General features: G+C 63.3%; 18 protein-coding genes and 1 pseudogene. 6 read left to right on the top strand and 13 right to left on the bottom strand.

All coding sequences use genetic code 11. From position 1 onward, the window contains the following. Window positions 1–79 precede the first annotated feature (79 nt). From PQR32_RS11080 to PQR32_RS11065, 4 genes are all read right to left on the bottom strand, one after another. Complete coding sequence (locus PQR32_RS11080; RefSeq protein ID WP_408225755.1) at window positions 80–1540, bottom strand: efflux transporter outer membrane subunit; 1461 nt, start codon at window positions 1538–1540, stop codon at window positions 80–82. A gap of 1 nt (window position 1541) precedes the next feature. Then, a complete protein-coding gene (locus PQR32_RS11075; protein ID WP_408225752.1) occupies window positions 1542–4769 on the bottom strand; it encodes an efflux RND transporter permease subunit in 3228 nt (1075 codons plus the stop codon). Between the two features lie 12 nt (window positions 4770–4781). After that, entirely contained in the window at window positions 4782–6035 is a 1254-nt protein-coding gene (locus PQR32_RS11070) for an efflux RND transporter periplasmic adaptor subunit (RefSeq protein WP_408225749.1), read from the bottom strand. A 182-nt stretch (window positions 6036–6217) separates the two neighbouring features. Continuing rightward, window positions 6218–7381, bottom strand: a complete 1164-nt coding sequence (locus PQR32_RS11065; protein WP_408225746.1) for a porin — start codon at window positions 7379–7381, stop codon at window positions 6218–6220. A gap of 471 nt (window positions 7382–7852) precedes the next feature. On the opposite strand from PQR32_RS11065, the gene PQR32_RS11060 reads away from it, so the two are divergent. The 3 genes from PQR32_RS11060 to PQR32_RS11050 all read left to right on the top strand — a co-directional run bounded on the left by PQR32_RS11060 (window position 7853) and on the right by PQR32_RS11050 (window position 10976). Further along, window positions 7853–8788 (top strand): LysR family transcriptional regulator, encoded by a 936-nt coding sequence (locus tag PQR32_RS11060; RefSeq protein WP_408225743.1) that lies wholly within the window; start codon window positions 7853–7855, stop codon window positions 8786–8788. Between the two features lie 210 nt (window positions 8789–8998). Next, entirely contained in the window at window positions 8999–10768 is a 1770-nt protein-coding gene (locus PQR32_RS11055) for an FAD-dependent oxidoreductase (protein ID WP_408225740.1), read from the top strand. Between the two features lie 16 nt (window positions 10769–10784). After that, window positions 10785–10976 carry a hypothetical protein gene (locus tag PQR32_RS11050; RefSeq protein ID WP_408225737.1) on the top strand — a complete coding sequence of 64 codons (192 nt, stop codon included), beginning with the start codon at window positions 10785–10787 and terminating at the stop codon, window positions 10974–10976. Between the two features lie 57 nt (window positions 10977–11033). On the opposite strand, the gene PQR32_RS11045 is transcribed toward PQR32_RS11050, so the two are convergent. Genes PQR32_RS11045 through PQR32_RS11035 form a run of 3 tightly spaced genes read right to left on the bottom strand, consistent with a single transcriptional unit; the run spans window position 11034 to window position 14054 of the window. Further along, on the bottom strand, window positions 11034–12017 hold the full coding sequence (locus PQR32_RS11045; protein WP_408225734.1) for a 2-dehydropantoate 2-reductase: 984 nt from the start codon (window positions 12015–12017) through the stop codon (window positions 11034–11036). A 4-nt stretch (window positions 12018–12021) separates the two neighbouring features. Further along, the gene (locus tag PQR32_RS11040; RefSeq protein ID WP_408225731.1) at window positions 12022–12813 is read right to left on the bottom strand and encodes a class II aldolase/adducin family protein; all 792 of its coding nucleotides are present in this window, start codon (window positions 12811–12813) and stop codon (window positions 12022–12024) included. 41 nt (window positions 12814–12854) lie between these two features. Then, entirely contained in the window at window positions 12855–14054 is a 1200-nt protein-coding gene (locus PQR32_RS11035) for an amino acid aminotransferase (RefSeq protein WP_408225728.1), read from the bottom strand. Between the two features lie 321 nt (window positions 14055–14375). Between PQR32_RS11035 and PQR32_RS11030 the strand changes: the two genes are divergently transcribed. Further along, window positions 14376–15317, top strand: a complete 942-nt coding sequence (locus PQR32_RS11030; protein WP_408225725.1) for a LysR family transcriptional regulator — start codon at window positions 14376–14378, stop codon at window positions 15315–15317. Between the two features lie 24 nt (window positions 15318–15341). Here PQR32_RS11030 and PQR32_RS11025 read toward each other — a convergent pair whose 3' ends face one another. After that, window positions 15342–16160, bottom strand: coding sequence for a helix-turn-helix transcriptional regulator (locus PQR32_RS11025; protein WP_408225722.1), 819 nt, complete (start codon window positions 16158–16160; stop codon window positions 15342–15344). Window positions 16161–16303: 143 nt separating this feature from the next. On the opposite strand from PQR32_RS11025, the pseudogene PQR32_RS11020 reads away from it, so the two are divergent. Further along, a pseudogene (locus PQR32_RS11020) lies at window positions 16304–16795 on the top strand (alpha/beta fold hydrolase); the annotation flags it as partial. A 120-nt stretch (window positions 16796–16915) separates the two neighbouring features. On the opposite strand, the gene PQR32_RS11015 reads toward PQR32_RS11020, so the two are convergent. The 5 genes from PQR32_RS11015 to PQR32_RS10995 are packed head-to-tail and all read right to left on the bottom strand — an operon-like array spanning window position 16916 to window position 23344. Continuing rightward, a complete protein-coding gene (locus PQR32_RS11015; RefSeq protein ID WP_408225716.1) occupies window positions 16916–18043 on the bottom strand; it encodes a hybrid sensor histidine kinase/response regulator in 1128 nt (375 codons plus the stop codon). A 9-nt stretch (window positions 18044–18052) separates the two neighbouring features. Then, window positions 18053–18679, bottom strand: coding sequence for a chemotaxis protein CheB (locus PQR32_RS11010; RefSeq protein ID WP_408225713.1), 627 nt, complete (start codon window positions 18677–18679; stop codon window positions 18053–18055). A 10-nt stretch (window positions 18680–18689) separates the two neighbouring features. Further along, window positions 18690–19535, bottom strand: a complete 846-nt coding sequence (locus PQR32_RS11005) for a CheR family methyltransferase (protein WP_408180985.1) — start codon at window positions 19533–19535, stop codon at window positions 18690–18692. An 18-nt stretch (window positions 19536–19553) separates the two neighbouring features. Continuing rightward, complete coding sequence (locus tag PQR32_RS11000) at window positions 19554–23111, bottom strand: response regulator (protein WP_408225710.1); 3558 nt, start codon at window positions 23109–23111, stop codon at window positions 19554–19556. Beyond that, complete coding sequence (locus PQR32_RS10995; RefSeq protein ID WP_408225707.1) at window positions 23108–23344, bottom strand: hypothetical protein; 237 nt, start codon at window positions 23342–23344, stop codon at window positions 23108–23110. Before PQR32_RS10995 ends, PQR32_RS11000 begins: the two co-directional genes overlap by 4 nt. 31 nt (window positions 23345–23375) lie before the next feature. Between PQR32_RS10995 and treF the strand changes: the two genes are divergently transcribed. Beyond that, on the top strand, window positions 23376–25139 hold a 1764-nt coding region (gene treF / locus PQR32_RS10990; RefSeq protein WP_408225704.1), incomplete at its 3' end, for an alpha,alpha-trehalase TreF.

Genomic DNA, 25139 nt, shown 5'->3' with positions numbered 1-25139 from the left:
ATTCCTCACGTTCCACTGGCCCTACTCTCGCTATGTCGCGCCCGTTGTTCAGCATTCGCTGAACCCGGCGTCGCTTTTTCTATCTGGTTTGGTCCGTTTGCATCGTCCCGTCTCGCGCCATGCCAGCCGGCGCGTCGGCGCCCCAGCCGCCGCCCAGCGCCTTGTAAAGCGTGACGAGAGAGATGTATTCATTGCTGCGGGTTTGCGTACCGGCCAGTTGCGCACTGAACAGACTGCGCTCGGCATCGAGGACTTCCATGTAGCTGGTGTAGCCGCCTTCGTAGCGTTGCCGCGCGAGCCTCGCATACGCGTTCAGCGCGTCGATCTGGCGTTCTTGCGCGATCAACCGTTCGCGCGACTTCTCGACGCCGAGCAGCGCGTCGCTGACTTCCTGGAATGCGGCCTGAACCGACTTCTGATAGGCATACAGAGCCTGTTGCTGCCGTGCATTGGCCTGGTCGACCTGTCCGGCAATGTTGCCGGCCGAGAAAATCGGCTGTGCGAGCGCGCCTGCGAACGACCAGGCGTTCGCAGGCCCACTGAAGAGCTCGCTCAACTGCGTGCTCGACGAACCCAGCAGCCCGGTCAGCAAAATCTGCGGAAAATAGAGCGCGCGCGCCGCGCCGATCAACGCATTGGCGGCGATCAGGTTCTGTTCCGCCTGCAGCACGTCGGGACGGCGCTCGAGCAACGCCGAAGGCAAACCGGCCGGCACGGCGGGGGACTGAAACTGGTCGAGCGTGCGGCCACGAAGAATCGGACCCGGGTTGCGGCCGAGCAGTCCCGAGAGCGCGTCTTCCTGCTGCCCGATCTGCGCTTCGATGGCCGGAATATCCGCGAGTGACGCCTCATATTCCGACTGACTTTGCGCGAGCTCGACCTGCGAGATCTGGCCACCCTCGAAGCGCAGTTCGAAGACTTTCACCGAACCCGCGCGGCTCGTCGCCGTGGCTTTCGCAATCTCGAGTTGCTGATCGAGACTGCGCAGATTGATATAAGAGGTCGCCACGGACGAAACGAGCGACAGGATGGTGGCCCGCTGGCCTTCTTCGCTGGCGAGCAGATTCGCGCGCGCGGCTTCGGTCTGACGTCGCACGCGGCCGAACACGTCGATCTCCCATGAGATGGGTAACGTGGCATTGAACGAGTTGTAGACCGTACCGGCACCCGCCGGCAGCGACGCCTGCGCAAGTGGCGAGACCCGCTGGCGGCCGGCGTCGAAACCGGCGCTGACCTGCGGAAACAACTGCGAGCGCGTGCTGACGAATTGACCGCGATACTCGTCGACTCGGGCCGCTGCGATTTTCAGATCCCTGTTTTGTGCGAGCGCCGTGGAGATCAGTTCGTTTAGCACGGGATCGCCGAACTGCGCCCACCATGCCGTATCGGCGATTTGCGCCTGCGTACCCTCCGCAAAGCGGAACGTGGCAGGCGTGTCGATAGACGGCCGGGTATAGTCGGGGCCCAACACGCATCCGCCCAGACACAGGCAAATCCCGAATGCGGACACCCAGGGAAAACTTGAACGGACAGCACGCATGTCAATCATCCTGCTTCGTGCCGGGCTGCACACCCGTCGAACTGTTAGCCACCGAGGGCGAACCGGACGGTGCGCGTTCGTTTCGTCCTTCCGGCATGACACTCCTCTTTCTCACGGCACGCCGCTCGCTTGTCGATTCGAGCAGGAAGAAGAACATCGGAATGAAGAAGACGGCAACGCCGGTTGCGCCCAACATGCCGCCGATCACGCCTGTGCCGATGGAATGCCGGCTGTTCTGCGACGCGCCGGTCGCGATGGCAAGCGGGACGCAGCCGAGAATAAAAGCGAACGACGTCATGACGATGGGCCGCAAGCGGTCTCGGGCAGCGGTCACTGCAGCGTCGAACGCCGATGCGCCTTGTGCGCGATTGAGCACCGCAAATTCGAAAATGAGGATCGCATTCTTGGCTGCGAGTGCGACCAGCATGGTGAGGCCGATCTGGAAATAGACGTCGTTGTTCAGGCCTCTCAACAGAATGGCCAGCAATGCGCCGAACAGGGCGAACGGCACCGCCATCAGAACGCCGACCGGCAGGCTCCAGCGTTCGTATTGCGCGGCGAGAATCAGGAACACCATCACCAGACCGAACACGAAGACGAGGCCGGACGTGCCGCCTGACTGACGAGCTTCGTACGCTTCGCCGCTCCACCCCACGCCATATCCTGCGGGCATCGTTCGCGCCAGTTCCTCGAGCACGCCAATCACTTCGCCCGAGCTATAGCCCGGTGCCGCATTGGCGGTCACCATCACGGCGGGGAAATCGTTGAAGCGCGTCATCAGCGACGGCCCGGTCACGTACTGGTACGTCACGACCGATTTGAGCGGCACCATCGTGCCGGTGGCGCTACGCACGAAGACCTGATCGAGGTCCGCTGGCTTTAACCGGTATGTCGGCTCCGCCTGAAGAATCACCTGCCACAGACGGCTCGACTGGTTGAACTGCGACACGTACAGCGAGCCGAACATCGTCTGCATCGTGCTATAGATTTCGTCGATCGGAACGCCGAGCGTGGCGGCCCTGTCGCGATCGACATCGACACGCAACTGCTGCGAAAACGCGTTGAAGGTCGACGTGACGCCCGCCAGTTCGGGGCGCGCCTTCGCCCTGGCGACGAAATCCTGCACGACTTGCGCGAGTTGCGCAGTGGTCGCATCGCCTTTGCTCTGAATCCACATCTCGGTGCCGCCCGTCGTGCCGAGCCCCGGAATCGACGGCGGATTGACCGGCACGACGATGCCTTCCTTGACGCGTGACAAGGCCTGGTACGCGCCAAGCAACAGAGCATGCGCATTCTGTGTGCGAATGTTCGCCCATGAATACCGCTCGTCGAATCCCTTCAATCCGACAAAGAACGTCGAGGCGTTGTTCATGGTCTGGTTATCAAGCAGGCTGTATCCGTCGACCACCGTGACGCTGCCTACCGCCGCCTGCTTCGCAAAGTAGTCGGTGACGCGCGCCGACACGCGCCCCGTGCGATCGAGACTCGCCGCATCGGGCATGATGACCGCGCCGAGCAGATAGCCCTGGTCTTCAGGCGGCAGGAAGGCGTGCGGAATGGACCGCATCATCGTGACCGCGAGCACGATCATGCCGGCGAACAGCAATAGCGCAACGGCAAACCGCCTGATCGCGAGCGTCACGGCGCGGCTGTAGCCCGCTGTGACGCGAGCGAACGCGTTGTCGAACCACTTGAAAAAACGATGTTTTTCATGTGATCGCGGTTTCAGTAGCACCGCCGCCAGCGCCGGCGACAATGTCAGAGCCACGATGCCGGACAGGACAACTGAAATCGCAATGGTGATAGCAAACTGCTTGTACATCTGCCCTGTGATACCGCCCAGAAACGCTACCGGCACGAACACGGCGCACATGACCAGCACGATCGTGACGACCGGGCCCGACACCTCATCCATCGCGCGCTTGGCCGCCGCATTCGGCGAGAGGTCGAACTCGCGCATGTTGCGCTCGACGTTCTCGATCACGACGATCGCATCATCCACCACGATGCCGATTGCCAGCACCATGCCGAACATCGTCAGCATGTTGATCGAGAAACCCAGCGCGGCCATGCCCATGAACGTCCCCAGAATGGAGACCGGGACCGCCAGCACGGGAATCAGCGTCGCCCGGAAGCTCTGCAGGAAGATGAATACGACGATCACGACCAGCACGACCGCTTCGAAGAACGTCTTCACCACATCCGCAATGGACGCACGCGTGAAGTCGGTGGTATCCATGGCGATGCTGTAATCGACGCCCTCGGGAAACGACCGCTTCATGTCCGCCAGCGTGGCACGCACCTGCTTCGACACGTCCAGCGCGTTGGCGCCGGGCTGCTGGTAGACGGCGATCACCGTGGCGGGCTTGCCCTGAAATTTGCTGCGTATCGAGTAGTCTTTCTGCCCGAGCTCGGCGCGTCCGACGTCTTTCAAGCGCACGATCGCCGCACCGTTGCTCGACGCCCGAATGATGATGTTGTCGAATTCGGCCGAGCTGGAAAGACGCCCGCTTGTCGTCACCGCGAACGACTGTTCGACCGGCGCGCCGGTCGGCGCCTGGCCGAGACGCCCGACCGCGAATTGCTGGTTCTGGTTGGCTACCGCGTTCTGCACGTCGGTCGCCGTAATGCCGAGCTGCGCCATTCGGTCCGGGCGCAGCCAGATGCGCATGGCGTAGTCCGGCGTGCCGAAGATGCTGGCCTGATTCGCGCCCGGAATGCGCTTGAGCGCATCAAGTACGTACACGTTCGCGTAGTTGGCGACGTACGTCGGATCGACACGGTTATCGGGTGAGTAAACCGCGACAACCATCATGAACGCGGAAGACTTTTTTTGCACCTGTACGCCCTGCGACTGCACGGACTGCGGCAGCTGCGGCAAAGCGAGGCTGACGCGGTTCTGCACGTCGACCTGGGCCAGATCGGGATTGGTGCCGTTACGGAAGAACACGTTGATCGTCAGACTGCCCGTCGACGAACTCGACGAGGTCATGTAGATCATGTTGTCCGCGCCGTTCACCTGCTGCTCGATGGGTGCTGCAACGTTGTTCGCCACCACGTCGGCGCTTGCGCCGGGGTAGCTGGCCGTGATCGTGATCTGCGGCGGCGTGATGTCGGGGTACTGGGCAACCGGCAGCGCGAACATGGCCAACAGGCCGCCAAGCGCAATGACAATGGAGATGACGGACGCGAAAATCGGTCTGTCGATACAGAAATGGGAGAGCTTCATCCGGTTTGCCGCCTAGTGCGCAGAGTGGTCTTCGGAATCTTGTTGCGCAACGGGCGGCATGACTTTCGCGGGATGCTCCGCGGAGGAACCATTCCCCGCTATCCTGATCCGCGCATCGGGAGATAGCCGCACCGCGCCGTCCACAACGACTCTTTCTCCGGCGCGCAAGCCGTCGTTGATGAAACTGTCTTCGCGTTGCCATTCGCCAATCTCGACGAAACGTTGGCGAGGCTTGTTATCCTTGTCGACCGTCCACACGAAATGGCTTTTCGCGCCTTGCTGCACGGCACGCTGAGGAAGCAGAACGGCGTTCGGCCGCACGGCGCCCGACACTCTCGCGCGCACGAACTGCCCCGGACGCAGCGTGCCTTTTTCATTGGCGAAGACGGCTCGCACGAGGAACGTGCCGGTTTCCGCGCTGAATACGGGATTGGCAAAATCGATATGCCCGCGCGCGGGAAACGCCGATCCGTCGGCCAGCAGCAGCGAGATCTCGAACTGATTGTTGGCGGGAAAACGCAACTGGCCTTTTGAAATCTGATCACGGTATCGCAGCATCTCGTTCTCGGAGATGCTGAACTCGACCCACATGGGATCCATCTGATAGACGTACGTCAACAGGCCGGATTGGGCCGGCGTGACATAACTACCTTCCTGCTGTCTCGCATAACTCGATAAGCCGGCAAGCGGCGATTTGATCGTGGTGTAGCCGAGATTCAGCTGCGCCGCCCGGACCTGCCCTTTTGCGGCGATCACGGCGGCTTGCGCCTCGCGCTCGCTCCCGGTCGCGTCGTCGAGGTCCTTCTTGCTCAATGCGTTCTGCGCCGCGAGTGGCATGACGCGTGCAAGATTGGCCTTCGCTACCTCCAGCCGTGCCTGCTGCTGGGCGAGTGCGCCCTGCGCCGATTGCAATGCGGCCTCGAATGGCTTGGGATCCATCAGGAAGAGCGTCTGGCCCTCACGAACCATCTGACCTTCCGTGTACGTCCGCTTATCCAGGAAGCCGTCCACCCGTGCGCGAATTTCCACGGCGCGCGAGCTTTGAGTCTGGGCGACAAACTCGAAGTCCACAGGGGTATCGCGCGGCGCTACGGTCATGACCGTGACGTCGACCGGCTGGGAGGGTTCGGGAGCGGCTGGCTTCCCGCAAGCGGCCAGTAACGCAAATAGACTCAACGCCAGCGCCGGCCGGCTCAGTCCCTTATCAAGCAGGCGCTTCGGCGAGTTCAACGAGCGAATCAGGTATCCCAACAACGAAACTGGCATGAACGTTCCGTGAAAAATGGTTCAACAGCCAGAGGTCCGCGCCAAGGCAATTGATTGGATCCGACCGCGCCAGAAGCGCGGCCGCCCGTCATTCGCCAATGAATTGCGCTGACTGGAAACCGCTCACGTCCCCAAAGGGATCGCCGGTCAGAGCGGCCCGGCAAAACCGAAACCGCGTGAAATCAGAACCGGTGACGGATGCCCGTCGTCACGAGAAACTGATTGCTCGCCGTGGACGGCGCGGAGGTTCCGTTGATTTGCACAGTGTTCAGCCCACGGCCGTTGTTCGCGCCAAGCTGCGTGACGGCCTCCGCGTAAACGTCGGTCCGCTTGGACAGCGAATAGTCAGCCTGCAGGCCGAACTGATTCCAGTGCGCCGCGCCCGTGTTCGTGTCGGAGCTGCCCGGCGCCGCGCGCAGCGCCTGCGTATAGGTGTAGGCCGCGCCCAGACCCAGCTCCGGCGTCAGGTTGTAGCGCGCATTGACCTCGTAGTTGTTGTAGCGAACCGAGATATCCGAAAACTTGTCCTGGAAGCGGCTCTGTGTAAACACGGTGCCGACCACGAACGGACCGAACGCGTAGCTGCCGCCCAGACCCCAGGTGCGCTGATTCTGAACGCCGCTGACAGCGGACGCCGCGAAGGTGCCGCCGTTGACCGCGCCATTGCTCTGGTTCAGATCCATGCCCTGGTACTGAAGATAGGCGGCGCCCAACTGCAAACCACCGTTGCGGTAACCCGCGCCGACGCTGTATGCCCGGTTATCCGCGAAGCCCGCATTGTTCGAGAAGCCATACAAGCCGCTCATCGAGAAGCCATCGTAGTTCGCGCTCTGGAACTTGACCGAATTGTTCACGCTGATCGAGGAGTTGGCATTGTCGTTGTCGCCGTAATGCGCGAAATACGTGCCGCCCCAACTACCGGCCGCGGTCAGCGGCGCAAGATAGTCGACCACGGAGTCGTACTGGCGGCCGAACGAAACCGTACCGTATTCGTTGGACAGACCGACATACGCCTGACGGTTGAACAGCGTGTTGGCCACCGCCTGCTTGCCGTTTGCGATGTTGAAGCCGCTTTCCAGGTTAAAGACCGTCTTCAGTCCGCCACCCAGATCCTCCACACCGCGCAGCCCCCAGCGGCTCACCTGCACATTGCCGCCGGTCATGCCGACCATGGCCTTGCCCCCCGTGACACGCCCGTCGGACGTCACGGTGGAATCCTTGCTGACTTCGTTGCTGACGTATGTCAAACCGGCGTCGACGATGCCGTATAGCGTCACGCTGCTCTGAGCGTGCGCCGCGCACGCAAACGTGGCGGATACGGCGGTCGCAGTAATGATTTTTTTCATTTGAATACCTTGGCGTTTAATCTTAAAACTCGGCTGCGGACATAAGAATACAATTTGCCTCAACCACAATGCACCTGCTTTCATTTATTTAATTCAGCATTGAAAACAGACTCTGCGTGCAATTGGAATATTAGATGCCACGCTCCCGACATGCCGAATTCAATAAAGCAAAAGTATTTTGATTTTTATTTGAGATAACGTTTGAAATTAGGCACGAAGCCGGCGCGGCGTCGAATGCGTAGAACGCCTACGCACTCTCGATGTCACGGCAGTGAGACTCAAACCGTTGTTGAGTGCCAACAGACGAAAACCCGATCTTTTTTTGAGAAAGAAACACCGATACCGTGACTCAAAATTAAATAATATTTTACAAGCCTGTAAATTTTAAGGCGTAGGTCGCTGTTTTACTTTCGAAAAGGTTACAATTCTAATCTTCCCGCAAATGTTATTTGCTTTATCGTCGGTAATATCATGAATCAGCTTCAGGCAATGCGAGTATTTGTCAACATCGCTGACACAATGTCATTCGGCCAGGCCGCGGCCAATCTCGGCATCTCGAATGCCATGGCCACGCGCTACCTCGAGCAGCTCGAGGCTCACCTCAATACCCGGCTCGTGAACCGCAATACGCGCGGCCTCTCCCTGACCGAAGAGGGCGAGATCTATCAAAAGGGCTGCCGTAACGTGCTCGACGAAATCGAGGAAATCGAGACGGTGGCGATACGCGGCACGACCGAGCCTTCCGGCACGTTGAGGCTGGCCGCCGGCGCGTCGTTCTCACTGTCCAGTCTGACGCCGTTGCTGCAGGAATATCTGCGGCAGTATCCGAATGTCAAACTTTCCCTGACGCTGCTGCATCAGCACGTCGATTTCGTGAAAGAAGGCTTTGACGTCGGCATCGTTCTGCCGAAGCAGATCAGCGGCACCACATTGATCAGACGCGCCTTGCTGAGTGTGCGTCCCATTGCCGTTGCGTCTCCCGGCTATCTTGCCGCCAAAGGGATTCCCTCGCGGCCGGCGGAACTGACCTCGCACAAGTTACTTGCCCTCGCTTCCGCTTCGCATGACGGCGACTGGGTCTTCATTTCACCGGAACGGCGGGAGAAACGCGTGACGCTCGCCGCCACGCTGGTGGTGAACAACGCCTCGATGCTGCGCCAGGCCGCGCTCGCGGGCATGGGTATCGCGGTATTGCCCGAAAATCATGTGCTGGCCGATCTGCGCGACGGCACGCTCCAGCAGGTCATGCCGGACTTCCACATCACGAATGCCGACAAGGAACTCGCCCTCGTGTACGCGGACCGGCGGCACATTTCCGCGAAAACCCGTTCGTTCGTCGACTTTTCGGTCGAGTGGTTTCGCACCAACGCCAGTCGTTTGACCTCCATGGCCTCCGCCAGCAAGTAGTCCGTGCGGACCGCGAGCCGCCGGTGAACCGGCCCCGCGGGTGGCCACGCGAGCCTGCTTCAGCGACACGGCTTGCCCGGCGCCGCCGTACCCAAAATGAGGACAGCTGTACGCGCGCCCTCCTTCATACTTCGTTATCGATTCGCACCGCCTCGAAGAGCTGACCAGCCCGGCGGGCGATCCCCGGCATCGAAGATCCAGGAGACACGCATGAGCCGCCCCTTCAAACCCTATCCGTTTTCGCCTCGTCACTATGAGGGTGGGGTACCACCGCTGGTCGACGGGCGCGACCCGCTCAGGCGGCCCGTGGCGATCGTCGGCGGCGGACCGGTCGGCATGACGCTGGCACTCGCGCTAGCTCGCCAGGGTGTGCGCTCGGTGCTGATCGAAGCCGACGACGGCGTCTGCACCGGCAGCCGCGCGATCTGCATCTCGCGGCGCAGTCTGGAGATATTCAAGCGACTCGGCGTCGTGCAAGGCTTCCTGCAAAAAGGCTTGCCGTGGACGGGCGGCCGCAGCTTCTACCGCGACACCGAAGTGTTCCGCTTCGCCATGCATCAGGACGACGAGCAATCGCTGCCCCCAATGATCAACATCGCGCAATACCAGATCGAACAGTTGCTGCTCGACGAGGTGGAACGGCATGCCGATCTGATCGAGATCCGCTGGCAGACGCGCGTGACCGGCATCGAGCAATATACGGCGGAAGGCGCTCTCGGGAACCCGGCAACCAGCGACATCACGGCCGGCGCCACGCTCGCGCTGCGCACCGGCGACACCGCATGGCAGATGCGCGCCGACTGGGTGGTCGCCTGCGACGGCGGCCGCAGCACGATTCGCGAGGCGCTCGGCCTCAAGCTCACGGGCACCACGTACGAAGGCCGCTACGTGATCGTGGACATCGAACTGGACAGCGCGCGCGCCACCGAGCGCCTCGCCTATTTCGATCCGCCGTCCAATCCCGGCTCGACGGTGCTGGTGCACAAGCAGCCCGACAACGTCTGGCGTATCGACTACCAGCTTCGCGACGACGAAGACCCCGAAGCCGCTGTGCAACCGGAGAACGTCATGCCGCGCGTGCAGAGCGTGCTCGACTCGATGGGCGAAACCGGCGCATGGTCGCCGATCTGGATCACCGTCTACAAGGCCAACGCGTTGACGCTCGAACGCTACCGGCACGGCCCGGTGCTGTTCGCGGGCGACGCCGCGCATCTCGTGCCGATTTTCGGCGTGCGCGGCGCCAATTCCGGCATCGACGACGCGGACAACCTCGGCTGGAAACTCGCCTGTGTGGTGAACGGCGCGGCATCGCCGCGGCTGCTCGACAGCTACAGCGACGAACGCGTGTTCGCTGCGCGCGAGAACCTGAGCTACGGCATGAAGAGCACGGAGTTCATGGCGCCGCCCTCGTTCGCCTTCGATCTGATGCGCCAGGCGGTGCTCGGCCTCGCCGAGCGGCATGCGGCCGTGCGTCCGTTGATCAATCCTCGGCAGACGCATGCGATCGCCTATGCGCAGTCACCGCTCAACGAAGCCGCAGGTGACGCGAGCGGCGCTTTCGCGCAAGGCCCGGCGCCCGGTACTGTGCTTCCGGAATGCAGGCTCAAACGCAGGGACGAAGGCGTGGTTGTCGATGTTCATCTGACGGATCTGCTCGGGGCTTGCTTCACTGCGTTGCGCTTCGGTCCAAACCCGAACGCGAACGACGACTCTGCGCAAGACACAGCGTGGCAACAGTTGCAAACCACGCTGGCCGAACAACGTATCCCGTTCAAAGCCGTCACGCTGGTCAGGAACGACGCGCAAAACGGCGCGAACTCAAACGTGATCGACCACACCGGCCGTCTGCACGACATGCTCGACGCCACGCCCGGCACGGTCTATCTGATCCGTCCCGACGGCCATGTACTCGCCCGTTGGCGCGACGGCAGCGCAGCGGCCACGCAGCGCGCCATCAGCACGGCGCTGACCATCCAATAAAAAGGAGACCCACTTCATGACCGATAGCGATCTCGACCTCGTCTACACGACGCTCTGCAAGACCCTCACAAACGAAGGCGAACCTCAAGCGCCCTTGTATCTGGCGCGTCTCGCGATGCTGTGCCTGACCGAACTCGACAACCCGCGGCGCGCGTTGTCGTTGATCGAAGCGGCGCGGCTACCGGCTTCGACCGCGGTGACGGCATAAGGCGCAAAAAAGCCGCCGCGCCTCACATGGCGCGGCGGCTTTTCCTTGAGGCAGGTGTCACTGCTTCGGATACAAACCCAGCGTGCTCGCATGCAGGCGCGCGAGACCGAGCAACGCATCCGTGTACGGCGTAGCGACGCCTGTCAGTTGTCCCAGTTCGCGCACCGCGGCCACCAGCGCGTCGAGTTCGACCGCTTTACCCGCTTGCACGTCCTGCAGCATCGAGGTTTTCATCGCGCCGAGTTTCAGCGTGACCTCGTGGCGATCCGCCGGCTCCTGGTCGATCGGAATGCCGAAGCGCGCGCCGATTTCCTTTGCCTCCAGCATGATGCTCGTCACGAAGTTGCGCGCCAGTTCGTCGCTGAGAATCCGGTCGGTGGTCGCGCCGGTGATGGCGCTGATCGGATTCATCGTCATATTGCCCCACAGCTTGTACCAGACGTCGCGCTGTATCTGCGCCGACATCGACGCATTAAAGCCCGCCGCCGCGAGCGTGGCCGTAAGCGCCGCGACACGCTCGCTCGGCTGCCCCGACGCCTCGCCGATAATCAGCCCATTACCCTGATGATGGCGGATGACACCCGGCGCTTCGACGAGACAACTGGCGTGTACCACGCAGCCCACGGTCTGCGCGGACGGAATCGCGGCGGCGATCGCGCCGTCGGGATCGATCGACTTCAGGCGCTTGCTGGCGAAGTCCGCGCCGAGCCCGTCGCAGAACCACCAGGGCACGCCGTTCATCGCGGTCAGCACGATCGTTTGCGCATCGAGCAGCGGCGCGATCTGCGCGGCCACCGACGCCATTGCCGGCCCCTTGACGGCGACCACGACGAGATCCTGCACGCCGAGGTCCGCGGGCCTGTCGCTCGCGTTCACCTTCACGGCATGCGTGACGCCGCCTTCAATCAGACGCAAGCCATGCTCGCGCAGCGCGTTCAGCGTCGCGCCGCGCGCCACCACGCTTACGCCGTGGCCGGCCTGCGCGAGCTTCACACCCATCCAGCCGCCGATCGCGCCTGCGCCGTAGATAGCTACTTTCATCGTTTCAATCCTTGTAACTGGCGTCGATGCGGTCCACTCGCCGCACCAACGCATCGAACACGTCCTGCCCCGCGCCGTGACGCGGATCGAACTGCAGCGCGTCGCGCGAGCAGCGAATCGCGACGTCTTCCGGCACCGGCCGCGCGCGGCCCATCGCAAACGTCGCCATCTGGATCTCGCAGGCGCGGTTGAGCGTCCACAGGACCGCGAAAGTTTGCGGCAAGGTGTGGCCCCACGCAAGCAAGCCATGATTGCGCAAGATCACCGCCTGCCTGTTGCCGATGTGTTCCAGGAGGCGCGGACCTTCTTCCGCGTGAACCGTGATGCCCTCGAAGTCGTGATACGCAATGCGGTCGTGCAATTGCGCGCTGTAGAAGTTGGTCTGCTGCAGACCGTCTTCCAGACAGGCCACGGCGACGCCCGCCGTGGTATGCGTGTGCATCACGCAGTGCGCGTCGGGCAAGCCTTCATGAATCGCCGCATGCACGACGAAGCCGGCCGGATTCACCGGATACGGCGAGTGATCGAGCACGCGTCCCTGTGCATCGATCTTCACGAGGTTGCTCGCGGTCACTTCGCTGTAATGCAACCCGAACGGATTGATCAGGAACTGCCGCTCGCCGCCGCTCACGCTGGCGGGAACGCGCAGCGTGATGTGGTTGTAGATCATCTCGGTCCAGCCGAGCATGTCGAAGATCCGATAGCACGCGGCGAGTTGCACGCGCGCGTGCCATTCGTCCGGATGCATAGCGTGGGCCTTCGGCTCGCCCGGCACCTGTATGTCGAGGGTGGTCATCTGGTCTCCCTTGATGTCGTTCTGTTGATCGAAAGGCGCGCTTATGCGCCCGACACCACGGCCGCGATCGACGCCGCCACATATTCCGCGTTGCGTTCGTTCAGACCGGCCACGCACATGCGTCCGGAGCGCAGCACATACACCGCGTATTCGCTGCGCAGGCGCTCCACCTGGCTTTCGCTCAAACCCGTATAGGTGAACATGCCGCGCTGCGCGACGTAGCGCGCGCGCATCACTTCATCCACACGGCCCGCGAGTCCGGCGTGAATCGTTCCGCGCATGGCGAGAATCCGCTCGCGCATGGTCGCGAGCTCCGCTTCCCACGAAGCGCGCAGCGACGCATCCGCGAGCACGTTGGCGACGAGCCGCGCGCCATGCGTCGGCGGATTGCTGTAGTTCGCGCGCACCGTCGACATCAATTGACCGAGCACGCGGCCGGCCTCTTCCGCGCTCTTGCAGACCACGCTCAACGCGCCGACACGCTCGCCGTACAGCGAGAAATTCTTCGAGAACGAATTCGCCGCGATCAACGGAATGCCCGCGTCGGCCAGCAGACGCACGCAGGCGGCGTCTTCTTCCAGACCGGCGCCGAAACCCTGGTAAGCCATATCGACGAACGCGATCAGCTTGCGGCGCTGCAAGACCGGCACCAGCTCGGCCCATTGCGCCGGGCTCAGATCGACGCCGGTCGGGTTGTGGCAGCAGGCGTGCAGCAGCACGACGCTCTGTTCAGGCAAGCGGCCGATCGTCTCGATCATGTCGGCGAAACGCAAGCCGCCGGTGTGTTCGTCGTAATACGGATAGGTGTTGACCGTCAGCCCCGCGCCTTCGAACACGACGCGATGGTTTTCCCAACTCGGATCGCTGATCCACATCTGCGAGCCGGGGAAATAGCGCTTCAGGAAATCAGCGCCGACCTTGAGCGCGCCCGATCCGCCGATGGTTTGCAGCGTCGCGATCCGGCCCGCCTTGCGCGCCTCGCTGTCCGCGCCGAATACCAGCGCCTGCGCCGCGTCGCGATAGAGCGGCAGGCCGGCCATCGGCAGATACGAGCGCGGGCCAATCGAGTCGAGCAACGCGGTTTCGGCGCGGCGCACGGCGTCTATCACCGGCAGCTTGCCGGCGTCGTCGAAATAGATGCCGATGCTCAGGTTGACCTTGTTGGTGCGCGGGTCGAGTTGAAAGTCTTCGTTCAGGCTCAGAATCGGGTCGCCTGGATAAGCGGGAATGTGGTCGAACATGGCAATTCCTTGAATGCGGCCGCACTGCGGCCTCGGTGTGGCGCCTGGTATTGCGCGCGGTGTTGTGTAATGACAGCCCGGCTTGGACCGGCTTGCGTGCCGGCCTGGCTCAGACAGCAATCATCTTGCATGGGACCAGAGTCAGTGCTTTGCATGGGACTGGAGTAACGCGCCAAAGCGCGAACCCGGGTCGACAGAGCGAGACGGAAGTCTAAGCGGGTTTGGCTGGGTGCGTCGATTAGGGCAAGTCTCCGCGCATGGCGCACGGTGCACAATCAATCGATTTTTCACGATTCGTTAGTTTTTCTTTAGAATCGCCGAATGCCACTCACGCGCGTCACCATCCGTCAGTTCGAAGCGTTTCTCGCCATCGTCGATTTGCATAGCATCGGCGCGGCGGCAGACCGGCTCGGCCTGACTTCGTCGGCGGTCAGTCAACTGCTGGCCGATCTGGAAACTGAACTCGGCTTCCGTCTGTTCGACCGGACCACGCGGCGCGTGAATCTGTCGAGCGCAGGGCAGGATTTTCTATCGTCGGCGGAATCGGTGCTGCGCCATGTGCGCGCCGCCGCGCAATCCGCCGACGATATCCGCAACCGCGCCGCCGGCATCGTGCGGATCGGCGCGCCGCTGGTGCTGGCGGCGACCGCGCTGCCCGCAGCCATCGCCGAATATGCGCGCGACAAGCCGAAAGTGGTCGTGCGCATTTGCGACACCGTGGTCGAGCAACTGGTGGAACGCGTGGAAAGCGGCGACGTGGACCTCGCGATCGGCCCGGACCGGCAAAGCGGCACCCGCGTGCGTTGCGATCCGGCGTTCGCGAGCCCGTGGGTGATGTGGTGCGCGCCGACCCATCCGTTGAACACGCGCCGCCGCGTGCTGTGGCCGCATTTGCGCGAGGTGCCGATCGTCGCCACCGGCCGCGACCACGAACGCGCGGTCGGTCAAATGCTGGCCAATCTGCCGGCGGAGGCGCGCATCATTCCGGTGGACGTGGTGGACAACGTCACCACGGCGTTCGGCCTCGCGTCGCAAGGACTGGCCGTCACGCTCGCGCCCGCCTATGTCGCGCCTCTCGCGCGGACCTTCGGGCTGGTGATGAAGCGCATCGTCGATCCTGAAACGATCCGCGAGGTGTGCGTGTATCGCTCCACTGAGCGCGCATTGTCGCCGCCCGCCGACGGTTTCGCGGATTTCATCATGCCGTGGCTGAAGCGCTGGGATCGCGAGACGCAGGCCGACGTGCGGGTCAAGCGTGCGTGATGGGCGACTGATGAGCCCGTCGGGTCACGCCCGTTCGGGCACGATGCACAGCGCGAACAACTGGCGCTGGCTCGAAATGCCAAGCCGCGCGTAAGCGCGCTTTTGGTACGTGACCACGCTGGCAGGCTTGACGCCCATTTGCACCGCGATTTCCGCGGCGCTGGCGCCTTCGAGCGTGCCGCGCAGCACATCGAGCTCGCGCGGCGTGAGCGCCGGGCAAGCGCGTCTGACCCGCGCCAGCATCGCGGCGGCCGAACCCTGTTGATGCAGTCCGTTCAGCGCGTAATGGCTCTTCGCCGCGTGCGCGAACAGGTGCGCGAGGCTTTCCACGCGTTCCAGTTCACCCGGCTGAAACACACCATAGGCGCGGTCACGGTACAGATTGATCGACAGCCAGACGCTTTCCATCGGCTGCACGAGCAGCGATAGCCGGTCGGACACGTTCGGCTGCGCGTAACAGGCCGCGCGATAAGCTTCGTTTTCGATCTCTTCGCTTTGCTGCTGGTGCAGAACCAACGCGTCGCGTGCTGGTTTTTCATGCGGGCGGCCGATAATCGCCCGATTGCCGTCGAGCGCATAGAAATGCGTGGCGTAGCGATCGGCGACGTCGCGCAGAAAGCGGCCGCCGCGATGATCGGCGGCAGACACCGTGCGCGGCCTCCCGTCGAATTCATAGGCGAAGATGGTGCACTGCGAGACCGGCAGCGTATCGCCGACCGTTCTAAGGATGCTTGCGGCGAGCGCGTCGGCGTCCGTGTGCGATATCGACATGACGAGCTCGGTCGCGCGCGAGGCGCTGATCTGTTCGCTGCGGTGCGGAGGGGAGATGCGCCAGGAACGCATGATGAGAGTCGGGTCGCCGTGCTGGGGTTCGTGCCGCCAAGCGTAGCACAGCGGAACGCGAGACTGTTTCCGGTGGTCGGCAAGAACGCCTACAGTTGTCCAGGACGCATGATCGATTCACTGACTGATCAAGGAGCACTGCCATGACGTCAACACGCGCGGACATGCGCTATCGCAGCATCGAGATCGACGGCCTGGACATTTTCTACCGCGAAGCCGGCCCCCGTGACGCGCCGGTGATTCTGTTGCTGCACGGGTTCCCGTCATCGTCGCGCATGTATGAAACGCTGATGCCGTTGCTCGCACGCGACTACCGGCTGGTCGCGCCGGACTACCCGGGTTTCGGCCACAGCAGCGCGCCGCAACCCGACGCATTCGAGTACACCTTCGACCATCTCGCCGACGTCACCCTGCATTTCATCGATGCGTTGGGATTGCAGCGCTACACACTCGTGATGCAGGACTACGGCGGCCCGGTCGGCTTCCGGGTGGCGTTGTCGAGGCCAGAACGAGTCGAAGCGCTCGTGGTGCAAAACGCCGTCGCGCACGAAGCGGGGCTCGGTCCGTTATGGGAAACGCGCAAGGCTTTCTGGAATGACCGCACGACGCACGAAGCGGCGCTGCGCGCGCATCTGCTGGAAGGCGGGCACTTCGTACTGGACGAAGCAGCCGATCAGGTCGCCGAGCTGATGAGGCAGTTTCTCGCGACACGTCCCGCGCGTTAATTGCCGGAGGCTGTGGGAGGCTTCGGGCGCTTACTTGCCCGTAAACGACCCGCGCTGGAACGTCACCATTCTCGGCAACTCGATCGTGAAGATCGTCCCTATCACCTCGTCGGAATGCACGCTGACGTTGCCGCCGTGCATCCGCGCGATCTCCTGCACGATATGCAGCCCGAGCCCCAGCCCTTCGCGCGAGCGCGCACCGCTGTTGTTCGGGCCAAACGCCTTGAACAGATGCGGAAACACCTCGGCCGGAATCGTGCCGCGATTGGCGACCTTCAGACGCACGGACTCGACCGCTTCGCCATCCACCTCGACGCCGATATCGCCGCCCGGCGCGCCATGATGCAGCGCATTGCTCACCAGATTCGACACGGCCTGCCAGACCAGGTCCGTGTCCCACGCGCCCGATGTATTGCCGCGGCTCGCGAACACGATCTGCTTGCCGTTCTCGCGCGAAGCGAACTCGTCGATCACCGACCGGCACAGCGTCGCCAGCTCGATCGAGCGCGGTTGCAACGGTAGGCGCCCGCCCTGCAAGCGGGCAAGATTGAGCAGTTGATCGACCATGCGCGCCATGCGCAGCGAACTGTTCTTCACACGCGCTGCCACCGTCACCGACTGTTCGTCGGCCGCCGTGCGCATCAGGTATTCCGCCGACGCCAGCACCGCGCCGAGCGGCGTGCGCAGATCGTGACTCAGCACCGCCATCAGCATCTCGTTGGCTTCGAGCATCTGCCGCGTGGTGACAAGTTGCGCCGCGAGCTGGCGCTTCTGCTGTTCGAGCTGCACGAACACATCGACCTTGGATTGCAGAATCCGCGGATCGAACGGCTTGTAGAGAAAGTCGACCGCGCCGGCCTCATAGCCGCGGAACGTGCGCGACGCATCCTGCGCGGTTGCCGTCAGAAAGATGATCGGCACGTGCGAGGTGCGCGGGCTGCCACGCATCAGCGCGGCCAGTTCGAAGCCATTCATGCCGGGCATGTTGACGTCGAGAATCGCCAGCGCGACTTCGTGCTTGAGCAGCAGGTCGAGCGCCGCCGTGCCCGAGTCGGCCACCAGCACGGCGAGATCCGGCCGCGCCAGCAAGGCTTCGAGCGCCGTGATGTTGTGGACGATGTCGTCGACGATCAGAATGTTCACAGGTGAGTTCGTCATGGCATCGGGTCAGAAAGAGGCCGGCAATGCGGCAAGCCGCCGGGCCATGGTTTCGGGAGTGTAAATAGAATCCGCCACGCCGCGTTCAATCGCGGCGCGCGGCATCTCGGGGGAAGCAGCGGTGTCCGGCGCCTGCACCCAGGCCGTGCCGCCGAACGCGCGCACACGCTTCAGGCCTTGCGCGCCATCGTCGTTGGCGCCGGACAGCAAAAGCGCCAGCAGGCGTTCGCCATACACGGCGGCCGCCGACTCGAACAGCACGTCGATCGAGGGACGCGAAAAGCGCACGGCGGCGTCGGTCGACAGCGCGACGGTGCGGTCCACCTCCACCAGCATGTGATAACCGGGCGGCGCAATGTGCACGCGGCCCGGCATGATGCGTTCGCCCGCATCGGGTTCGAGCACCGGCAACGCGCAGCGATGCGCGAGCGCATCCACCAGATAGCTCGGCGAATCGGGCGGCAGGTGCGTGACGATCATCACGGCCGGCACAAAGTCCGCGGGCAGCGCGCCGAGCAGCACGTTCAGCACTTCGATGCCGCCCGCCGAGCCGCCGATCACGACGAGCTCATAGCCGTGCGCCGCTTCGGCGCGCGGTTCGGAGTGGACGGCTGGCTGGACAGTTGAGCGTGGCATGGTGAGCGTGCTAGCGCTTCTGATAAATGCGTTCGCTCGGACGGAACTCGTCGAACGCTTCGTAATGACGGGAAAAACGCAAACTTTCCTTGCTGCCCAAGCCCAGAAAACCGCGCCGCACGAGCGCGTTCTCGAACAGACCCAGCGCGCGATCCTGCAAGCCGCGATCGAAATAGATCAGCACGTTGCGGCACGACACCAGATGCGCTTCGAGAAAGACTTCGTCGGTGGACAGGCTGTGGTCGGCGAACACCACGCGCTCTTTCAGCGAGCCCGCAAAGCGCGCGCCGCCATAGGCAGCATGATAGTAGTCGGACAGCGAACGCTTGCCGCCGGCTGCCAGATAGTTCTGCGTGAAGCCCTGAATCCGGTCCAGTGCGTAGATGCCCGACTCGGCGCGCGCGAGCGCATCCGGGTTGATGTCGGTCGCGTAGAACAGCGTGCGCTCGGTCAGGCCCTCCTCGTCGAAGAGGATTTTCAGCGACCAGAGTTCCTCGCCCGTGCTGCATCCCGCCACCCACACCTTGATCGACGGATAGGTGCGCAGACGCGGCAGCACGTGTTCGCGCAGCGCGAGGAAATACGCCGGGTCGCGAAACATCTCGCTGACCTGGACCGTGAGGTACTGGAACAGCCGCGAGAACTCGTCGCCGTTGCGCATGATGCGGTCCTGCAGCTGCGACAGCGTCTTCAGCCCGAATTCCTCGAGCGCCTGCGACAGGCGGCGCCGCAGCGACGACATCGCGTAATGGCGGAAGTCGTGCTGATATTTGAGGTAAACCGCCTCCAGCAGCAGCTTCAACTCGATGTCGAAGTCGCTGATGCGTTGCGGCGCGTCGAATTCTGACTGGCTCATTCTGTTCCCGTGTTACTGCTACCGTTGCCGCAACCAGACGCGGCACAGCGCGACCAGCTTGTCCACGTCGATCGGCTTCGAGACGTAGTCGTCCGCGCCGGCTTCGAGGCAGCGCGTGCGGTCGTTCGCCATGGCCTTCGCCGTCAGCGCGATGATCGGCAGATGAGCAAAACGCGGATTGCGGCGAATCTCGCCCATCGCGGTCAAACCGTCCATCTCCGGCATCATGATGTCCATCAGGATCAGATGCACTTCGGGACCGTTTTCCAGCGCTTCGAGCGCTTCGCGGCCGTTGCGCGCAATCTGCAGTTTCGCACCGAGCGGCTCCAGCACGTGCGAGAGCGCGAAAATATTGCGGACGTCGTCTTCGGCCAGCAGGATCGTGCGGCCCTCGAAGGCATTGTCGCGCTGACGTACGGTGCGCAGCATGCGCTGCTGCTCGGGCGCGAGCGACGACTCCACGCTGTGCAGGAACAGCGTCACTTCGTCGAGCAGGCGTTCGGGCGACTTGGCGCCCTTGATGATGATCGATTTCGAATAGCGGCGCAGGCGGTGCTCTTCCTCGTCGGACAGCATGCGGCCCGTGTAGACGATGACCGGCAGCGCGGCATGCGCGGTGTTCGCGGCGAGCCGTTCGAGCAGATCGTAGCCGGTGCCGTCGGGCAACGCGAGATCGGTCACCACGCAGTCGAAGGTGAATTTCCCCAGATACTCCAGCGCTTCCGCCAAGGTTGCGACTGCAACGATCTCGGTGTTCTCGCTTTGCAGGAGCGCGCGGATGCTTTCGCGCATCGGCGCATCATCTTCGATCACCAGCACGCGTTTGAGGCGCTGCTGCAGACGCGCTTCGAGGCGGCGGATCGCGGCTTCCATCGTGCTGCGCGCGGTCGGCTTGAGCGTGTAGCCGATGGCGCCGAGGTGCAGCGCCTTGTCGGCGTGATCGGTCGCCGAGACGATGTGGATCGGAATATGACGCGTGAGCGGATCGTTCTTCAGCCACTCCAGCACGGTCAAGCCGGAGCGGTCCGGCAGGCCGACGTCGAGCAGCACCGCCGCCGGGCGCATGTCGCGCACGAGGGCGAGACCGCTCGCGGCACTGCTGGCGTGGACGAAGTCGAAGTCGAGCTCATGCGTCAGATCGCGCAGGATTTCGGCGAAGGCGAGATCGTCTTCCACGGCGACGATCAGACGGCCGGCACGGGTGCGGTTGTCGCGGTCGTCGGCGATCGGGCCGTCGGTGGTGTCGGGCGCGTTGCCGTTGCTGAAACCGCTAGTCAGGCCGTTGGCCGGCGTGATCACCGTGGGCTGGCTGCCGCCCGAAGACGGGCGCACCAGCAGCGGTTCCGCCGCCGCTTCGGCCACCGCCGGCGCGTGAGGCGAGGTGAGCGCAGGCGCAGGGTGCGCGCCCTGATTCGCGCTCAAGGCCGCCTCGGCGTCCAGCGGCAACCACAGCGTGAACACACTGCCCTTGCCGACTTCGCTGGCCACGGTGATCCGGCCGCCCAGCAAGCGCGAAAACTCGCGCGAAATCGATAAACCCAGGCCGCTGCCGCCGTATTGACGGCTGGTGGAACCGTCGGCCTGCTGGAACGCCTCGAAGATCATGTCGAGCTTGTCGGCCGCGATGCCGATGCCGGAGTCGCGCACATCGATACGCAGCATGTCGCCTTCGGCCGGCGCCACCGACAGCGCCACCTCGCCGCGTTCGGTGAATTTCACCGCGTTCGAAAGCAGGTTGCGCAGAATCTGCGTGACGCGCTGGCCGTCGGTGATGAAGGTATCCGGCGTGCCCGGCGAGCGGTCGAACGCGAGGCGCAAATGCCTGGCGCTGGCCATCGGCCTGAACATTTCCTCGAGCGCCTGCAGGGTCGCATCTATCGACACCGTTTCGAGTTCGACCGTCACCTGGCCGGCTTCGACCTTCGACAGATCGAGAATGTCGTTGATCAGCACCAGCAAGTCGCTGTTGGAAGCATGAATCGTTTCCGCGTAGCGCACCTGCTCTTCCGTCAGATTGCCAGTGCGGTTCTGCTGCAGCAGCTTGGCGAGGATCAGTGAACTGTTCAGCGGCGTACGCAGTTCGTGCGACATGTTGGCAAGAAACTCGGACTTGTAGCGGCTCGACTGCTCGAGGCGCGCCGCGTTGGCCGCGAGGTCGTCCTGCGCGCGCAGCAGATCGGACTTCTGCCGTTCGAGACGCTGCGCATATTCTTCCAGCTGCACGTTGGTCTGTTCGAGTTCGGCCTGCTGCGCTTCGAGCCGCGTTTGCGATTCCATCAGCGCGCGGCCGCGCTCTTCGAGTCCTTCATTGGAGACGCGCAATTCTTCCTGCTGCACTTGCAGCTCTTCGTTCAACTGCTGGGTTTCGGCCAGCGCGTCCTGCAGACGCTCGCGATACAGCGCGGCTTCGACGAAGTCGCCCATGCTGCTGGCGATCAGTTCCATGAATTCCTGGTCGCGCACCGTCAACTCGCGCATGAAGCCCAGTTCGACGACGCCGTTGACCTCGCCGTCGTTTTCGATCGGCATGACGAGCAGGTTCTTCGGCGCGCTGCTGCCGGTCGCGGACACCACCTGCACGTAATTCGCCGGCACGTCGCGCAAGATCAGCGTGCGGCGCGCGAGAGCCGCCTGGCCGATCAACGTCTCACCTTCGGCAAAATTGCGCGCGCTGGCCTGCTCGCTTTCGCGGCTGAAACCGTATGTCGCGATGCGCCGTAGCGCGCCGTGCTGCCTGTCGCGCACGTAGAGCGCGGCCACGGCGGCGTCCAGATACTGCGCGAGAAAGTCGAGCATCGCGCGGCCCACCAGCGGCGAGGTCGCCTGACCGACCACCTTTTCCGCAAGCAGGCGCTGCCCCGAGCGCAACCACACTTGCCCTTGCAGCATCTCGGTCTGTTCGGCCTGCTGGCGCAGCGCGCCGTCATACGTGGTCGACAGGCTCATCAATTCGCGGCGGCCCATCCACGCGAGCAGGCCGCTGACGCTCAGGCTGAAGAGCAGGAACACGCTCACCAGCGTGGTGGTGACACGCCGCGTCGCTTCACTACGCTCCTGGCGCAGCCGCAACTCGACGTCGAGAAAATCCCCGAATTCACGGCGCGTTTCGTCGAATTCGATCTTGCCGCGACCGCTCGCCACGGCGGCCTCGAAGTTCTGATTACGACGGCGTGCGTCGATCATCTCTTCAGCAAAACGGCTCCAGCGCTGCTGGATCGCCTCGATCTGCTTGAGCTTTTCGACTTGCGGCGGGTTGTCGGCGACCATCTCCTGCAAGGCTTCGATCTGCGTCTTGAAGCGCGGGCCGCCGGTTTCATAAGGCGCGAGGAAACTCTCGTCGCCTGTGATCAGGAAGCCTCGCATCGACGATTCGCGATCAACCGCGAGACGCAGCATTTCATTGGCCTGGCCGATCACGCGCTCGGAATGCTCGGCCCAGTTCATGGTCGAGACCAGATAAGCGATCAGGCCGACGAAGACGGCCATCGTGACGAGGCCGACACCCAGGGGCAAGGCAATGTTGCGGCGAATGATGTTGCGAAAACGATTCTGGTCGACGGCCTGGGATGCGGTCATTTTTTCTGTCTTCGGCGTGGCGAATCGAGTCGATTCGGAATATTTTTCGGGTATTTCGCGTGATTCATTTTTGTCGCGATGCGACGCGCGTAATCATACAGGATGGGGTTTGTTTTTGAGGCGCACATAAGCGGTTCAGGCTTGCTGGACGGGGCTGTTGCCGACTCACGCAACTTTGCGCCACTCACGCGTGTCAATCGTGCGAGGAATGCAAATCCGCTCTCTTCGATCATCCGATCGCCGTCCACTTTCTTCCGGTAGCCGATGCCTTCTCACGCCTTCACCGATTTCTCCCGCGCGCCCTGGCGTATCGCCCTCGCCGCCGCGTTCATGTGGCATGCCTCGTTGAGCGGCGCGGCGCAAGTTGCCGAGCCGCCCGCGGCACACGGCGGCATCGTGGCCGCCACCGTGCACGTCGAGGCGCCCACGCAAGCTTCGCCGGTCGTGCCCGTGCCGCCGTCCGAGCAATACCCGACGCTCTATCGCGATGTGCAGCTCGCGCATCTCTATCCCGACAGCAAAACTTTCGCGGACATGGTGCCGCTTTCAGCCCCCGCGCAGATCGCAGCCGCGTACGCCACCGCGAAGCAACAGCCCAACTTCAATCTTGCCGACTTCGTGAAGCACAACTTCACGTTGCCCACGCGCACGGCGAAGGCCTATGTGTCCGATCCGAATCAGGATGTGGTGGGCCATATCGACACGCTCTGGAACGTGCTGCGCCGCGAGCCGGATGCGACCGCGAGCCCGTGGTCCTCACTGCTGCCGCTGCCGTACGCGTATATCGTGCCGGGCGACCGCTTCGACGAGATCTACTACTGGGACTCGTACTTCATCATGCTCGGCCTCGAACAGAGCGGACAGCATGCACTGGTCGTCGACGAACTGAAGAATTTCGCAACCCTGATCGACCGGTATGGCCATATTCCGAACGGCAATCGCACCTACTACCTGAGCCGCTCGCAGCCGCCGTTCTTCGCGCAGATGGTGCGGCTCGTCGCCGACAAAGATGGCGACGCCGTCTATGCGCAGTATCTGCCGGAGTTGCAGCGCGAGTACGCCTACTGGATGGACGGCAGCGATGGCCTGCCCGCCGGCCACGCCAACCGGCATGTGGTGCGCATGCCGGACGGCACCCTGCTCAACCGCTATTGGGACGAACGCGCCACGCCGCGCGACGAGTCGTATCGCGAAGACGTCCTCACCGCGCAGCAGACCGCGCAACGCGATTCCGCGGATCTCTGGCGCAATCTGCGCGCAGGCGGCGAAACCGGCTGGGATTTCAGCTCGCGCTGGTTTGCGGACGGCAAGACGCTCGCCACCGTGGACGTGACATCGCTCGTACCCGTCGACCTGAATTCCCTGCTGGCCGATCTGGAGCGCACGCTGGCCAAGGCTTATCGTCTGCGCGGCGACGTCACGCATGCGGAGAATATGGAACAGCGCGCCGCGTCGCGCGCCGAAGCCATTCGCCGCCTGCTGTGGGACCCGCAGTTGCAGGCATTCGGCGACTACGACTTCGTGCATCACTCGCTCACGCACAGGCTCACTGCCGCGACGGTCTATCCGTTGTATACGGGGATAGCGACCCGTCAGCAGGCGAAAACCGTCGCCGCTACGTTGCAGCGCGAATTGCTGCGCCCGGGCGGACTCGCCACCACGCAAGCGGCGACGGGCCAGCAGTGGGACGCGCCGAACGGCTGGGCGCCGTTGCAGTACCTGGCGGTGATCGGTTTGCGGCGTTATGGCGAAGCGGCGCTCGCGCAAACCATCGCGACGCGCTGGATCAGGACCAATGTGTCGTACTACCAGCATACGGGCAAGCTCGTCGAGAAATACGATATCGACGCGGCTACGCCCGGCGTTTCGGCGGGCGGCGGCGAGTATCCGCTGCAGGATGGGTTCGGCTGGACCAACGGCGTGCTGCGCGCGTTGCTCGTGTTGTATCCGCAGACGGTGCAGGCCTCGCGTCCTAGCGATATTCCCGAAGGTCCGGCGGGCGTGTCGGGGGGGGGGCGGGGGGGCCCC

Origin of the sequence: Paraburkholderia dipogonis, assembly GCF_046027395.1 — a bacterium.
GTDB lineage: Bacteria > Pseudomonadota > Gammaproteobacteria > Burkholderiales > Burkholderiaceae > Paraburkholderia > Paraburkholderia dipogonis_A.
This window is presented reverse-complemented; position numbering and strand designations above follow the sequence as displayed.

Excerpts from the sequence above, each read along its gene's own strand:
- PQR32_RS11040 (WP_408225731.1), bottom strand. The coding sequence starts at position 12,813 with ATGACCACCCTCGACATACAGGTGCCGGGCGAGCCGAAGGCCCACGCT.
- PQR32_RS11045 (WP_408225734.1), bottom strand. The coding sequence starts at position 12,017 with ATGAAAGTAGCTATCTACGGCGCAGGCGCGATCGGCGGCTGGATGGGT.
- PQR32_RS11000 (WP_408225710.1), bottom strand. The coding sequence starts at position 23,111 with ATGACCGCATCCCAGGCCGTCGACCAGAATCGTTTTCGCAACATCATT.
- PQR32_RS11065 (WP_408225746.1), bottom strand. The coding sequence starts at position 7,381 with ATGAAAAAAATCATTACTGCGACCGCCGTATCCGCCACGTTTGCGTGC.
- PQR32_RS11030 (WP_408225725.1), top strand. The coding sequence starts at position 14,376 with ATGCCACTCACGCGCGTCACCATCCGTCAGTTCGAAGCGTTTCTCGCC.
- PQR32_RS11070 (WP_408225749.1), bottom strand. The coding sequence starts at position 6,035 with ATGCCAGTTTCGTTGTTGGGATACCTGATTCGCTCGTTGAACTCGCCG.
- PQR32_RS11005 (WP_408180985.1), bottom strand. The coding sequence starts at position 19,535 with ATGAGCCAGTCAGAATTCGACGCGCCGCAACGCATCAGCGACTTCGAC.
- PQR32_RS10995 (WP_408225707.1), bottom strand. The coding sequence starts at position 23,344 with ATGATCGAAGAGAGCGGATTTGCATTCCTCGCACGATTGACACGCGTG.
- PQR32_RS11015 (WP_408225716.1), bottom strand. The coding sequence starts at position 18,043 with ATGACGAACTCACCTGTGAACATTCTGATCGTCGACGACATCGTCCAC.
- PQR32_RS11035 (WP_408225728.1), bottom strand. The coding sequence starts at position 14,054 with ATGTTCGACCACATTCCCGCTTATCCAGGCGACCCGATTCTGAGCCTG.
- PQR32_RS11050 (WP_408225737.1), top strand. The coding sequence starts at position 10,785 with ATGACCGATAGCGATCTCGACCTCGTCTACACGACGCTCTGCAAGACC.
- PQR32_RS11075 (WP_408225752.1), bottom strand. The coding sequence starts at position 4,769 with ATGAAGCTCTCCCATTTCTGTATCGACAGACCGATTTTCGCGTCCGTC.
- PQR32_RS11010 (WP_408225713.1), bottom strand. The coding sequence starts at position 18,679 with ATGCCACGCTCAACTGTCCAGCCAGCCGTCCACTCCGAACCGCGCGCC.
- PQR32_RS11060 (WP_408225743.1), top strand. The coding sequence starts at position 7,853 with ATGAATCAGCTTCAGGCAATGCGAGTATTTGTCAACATCGCTGACACA.
- PQR32_RS11025 (WP_408225722.1), bottom strand. The coding sequence starts at position 16,160 with ATGCGTTCCTGGCGCATCTCCCCTCCGCACCGCAGCGAACAGATCAGC.
- PQR32_RS11055 (WP_408225740.1), top strand. The coding sequence starts at position 8,999 with ATGAGCCGCCCCTTCAAACCCTATCCGTTTTCGCCTCGTCACTATGAG.
- PQR32_RS11080 (WP_408225755.1), bottom strand. The coding sequence starts at position 1,540 with ATGCGTGCTGTCCGTTCAAGTTTTCCCTGGGTGTCCGCATTCGGGATT.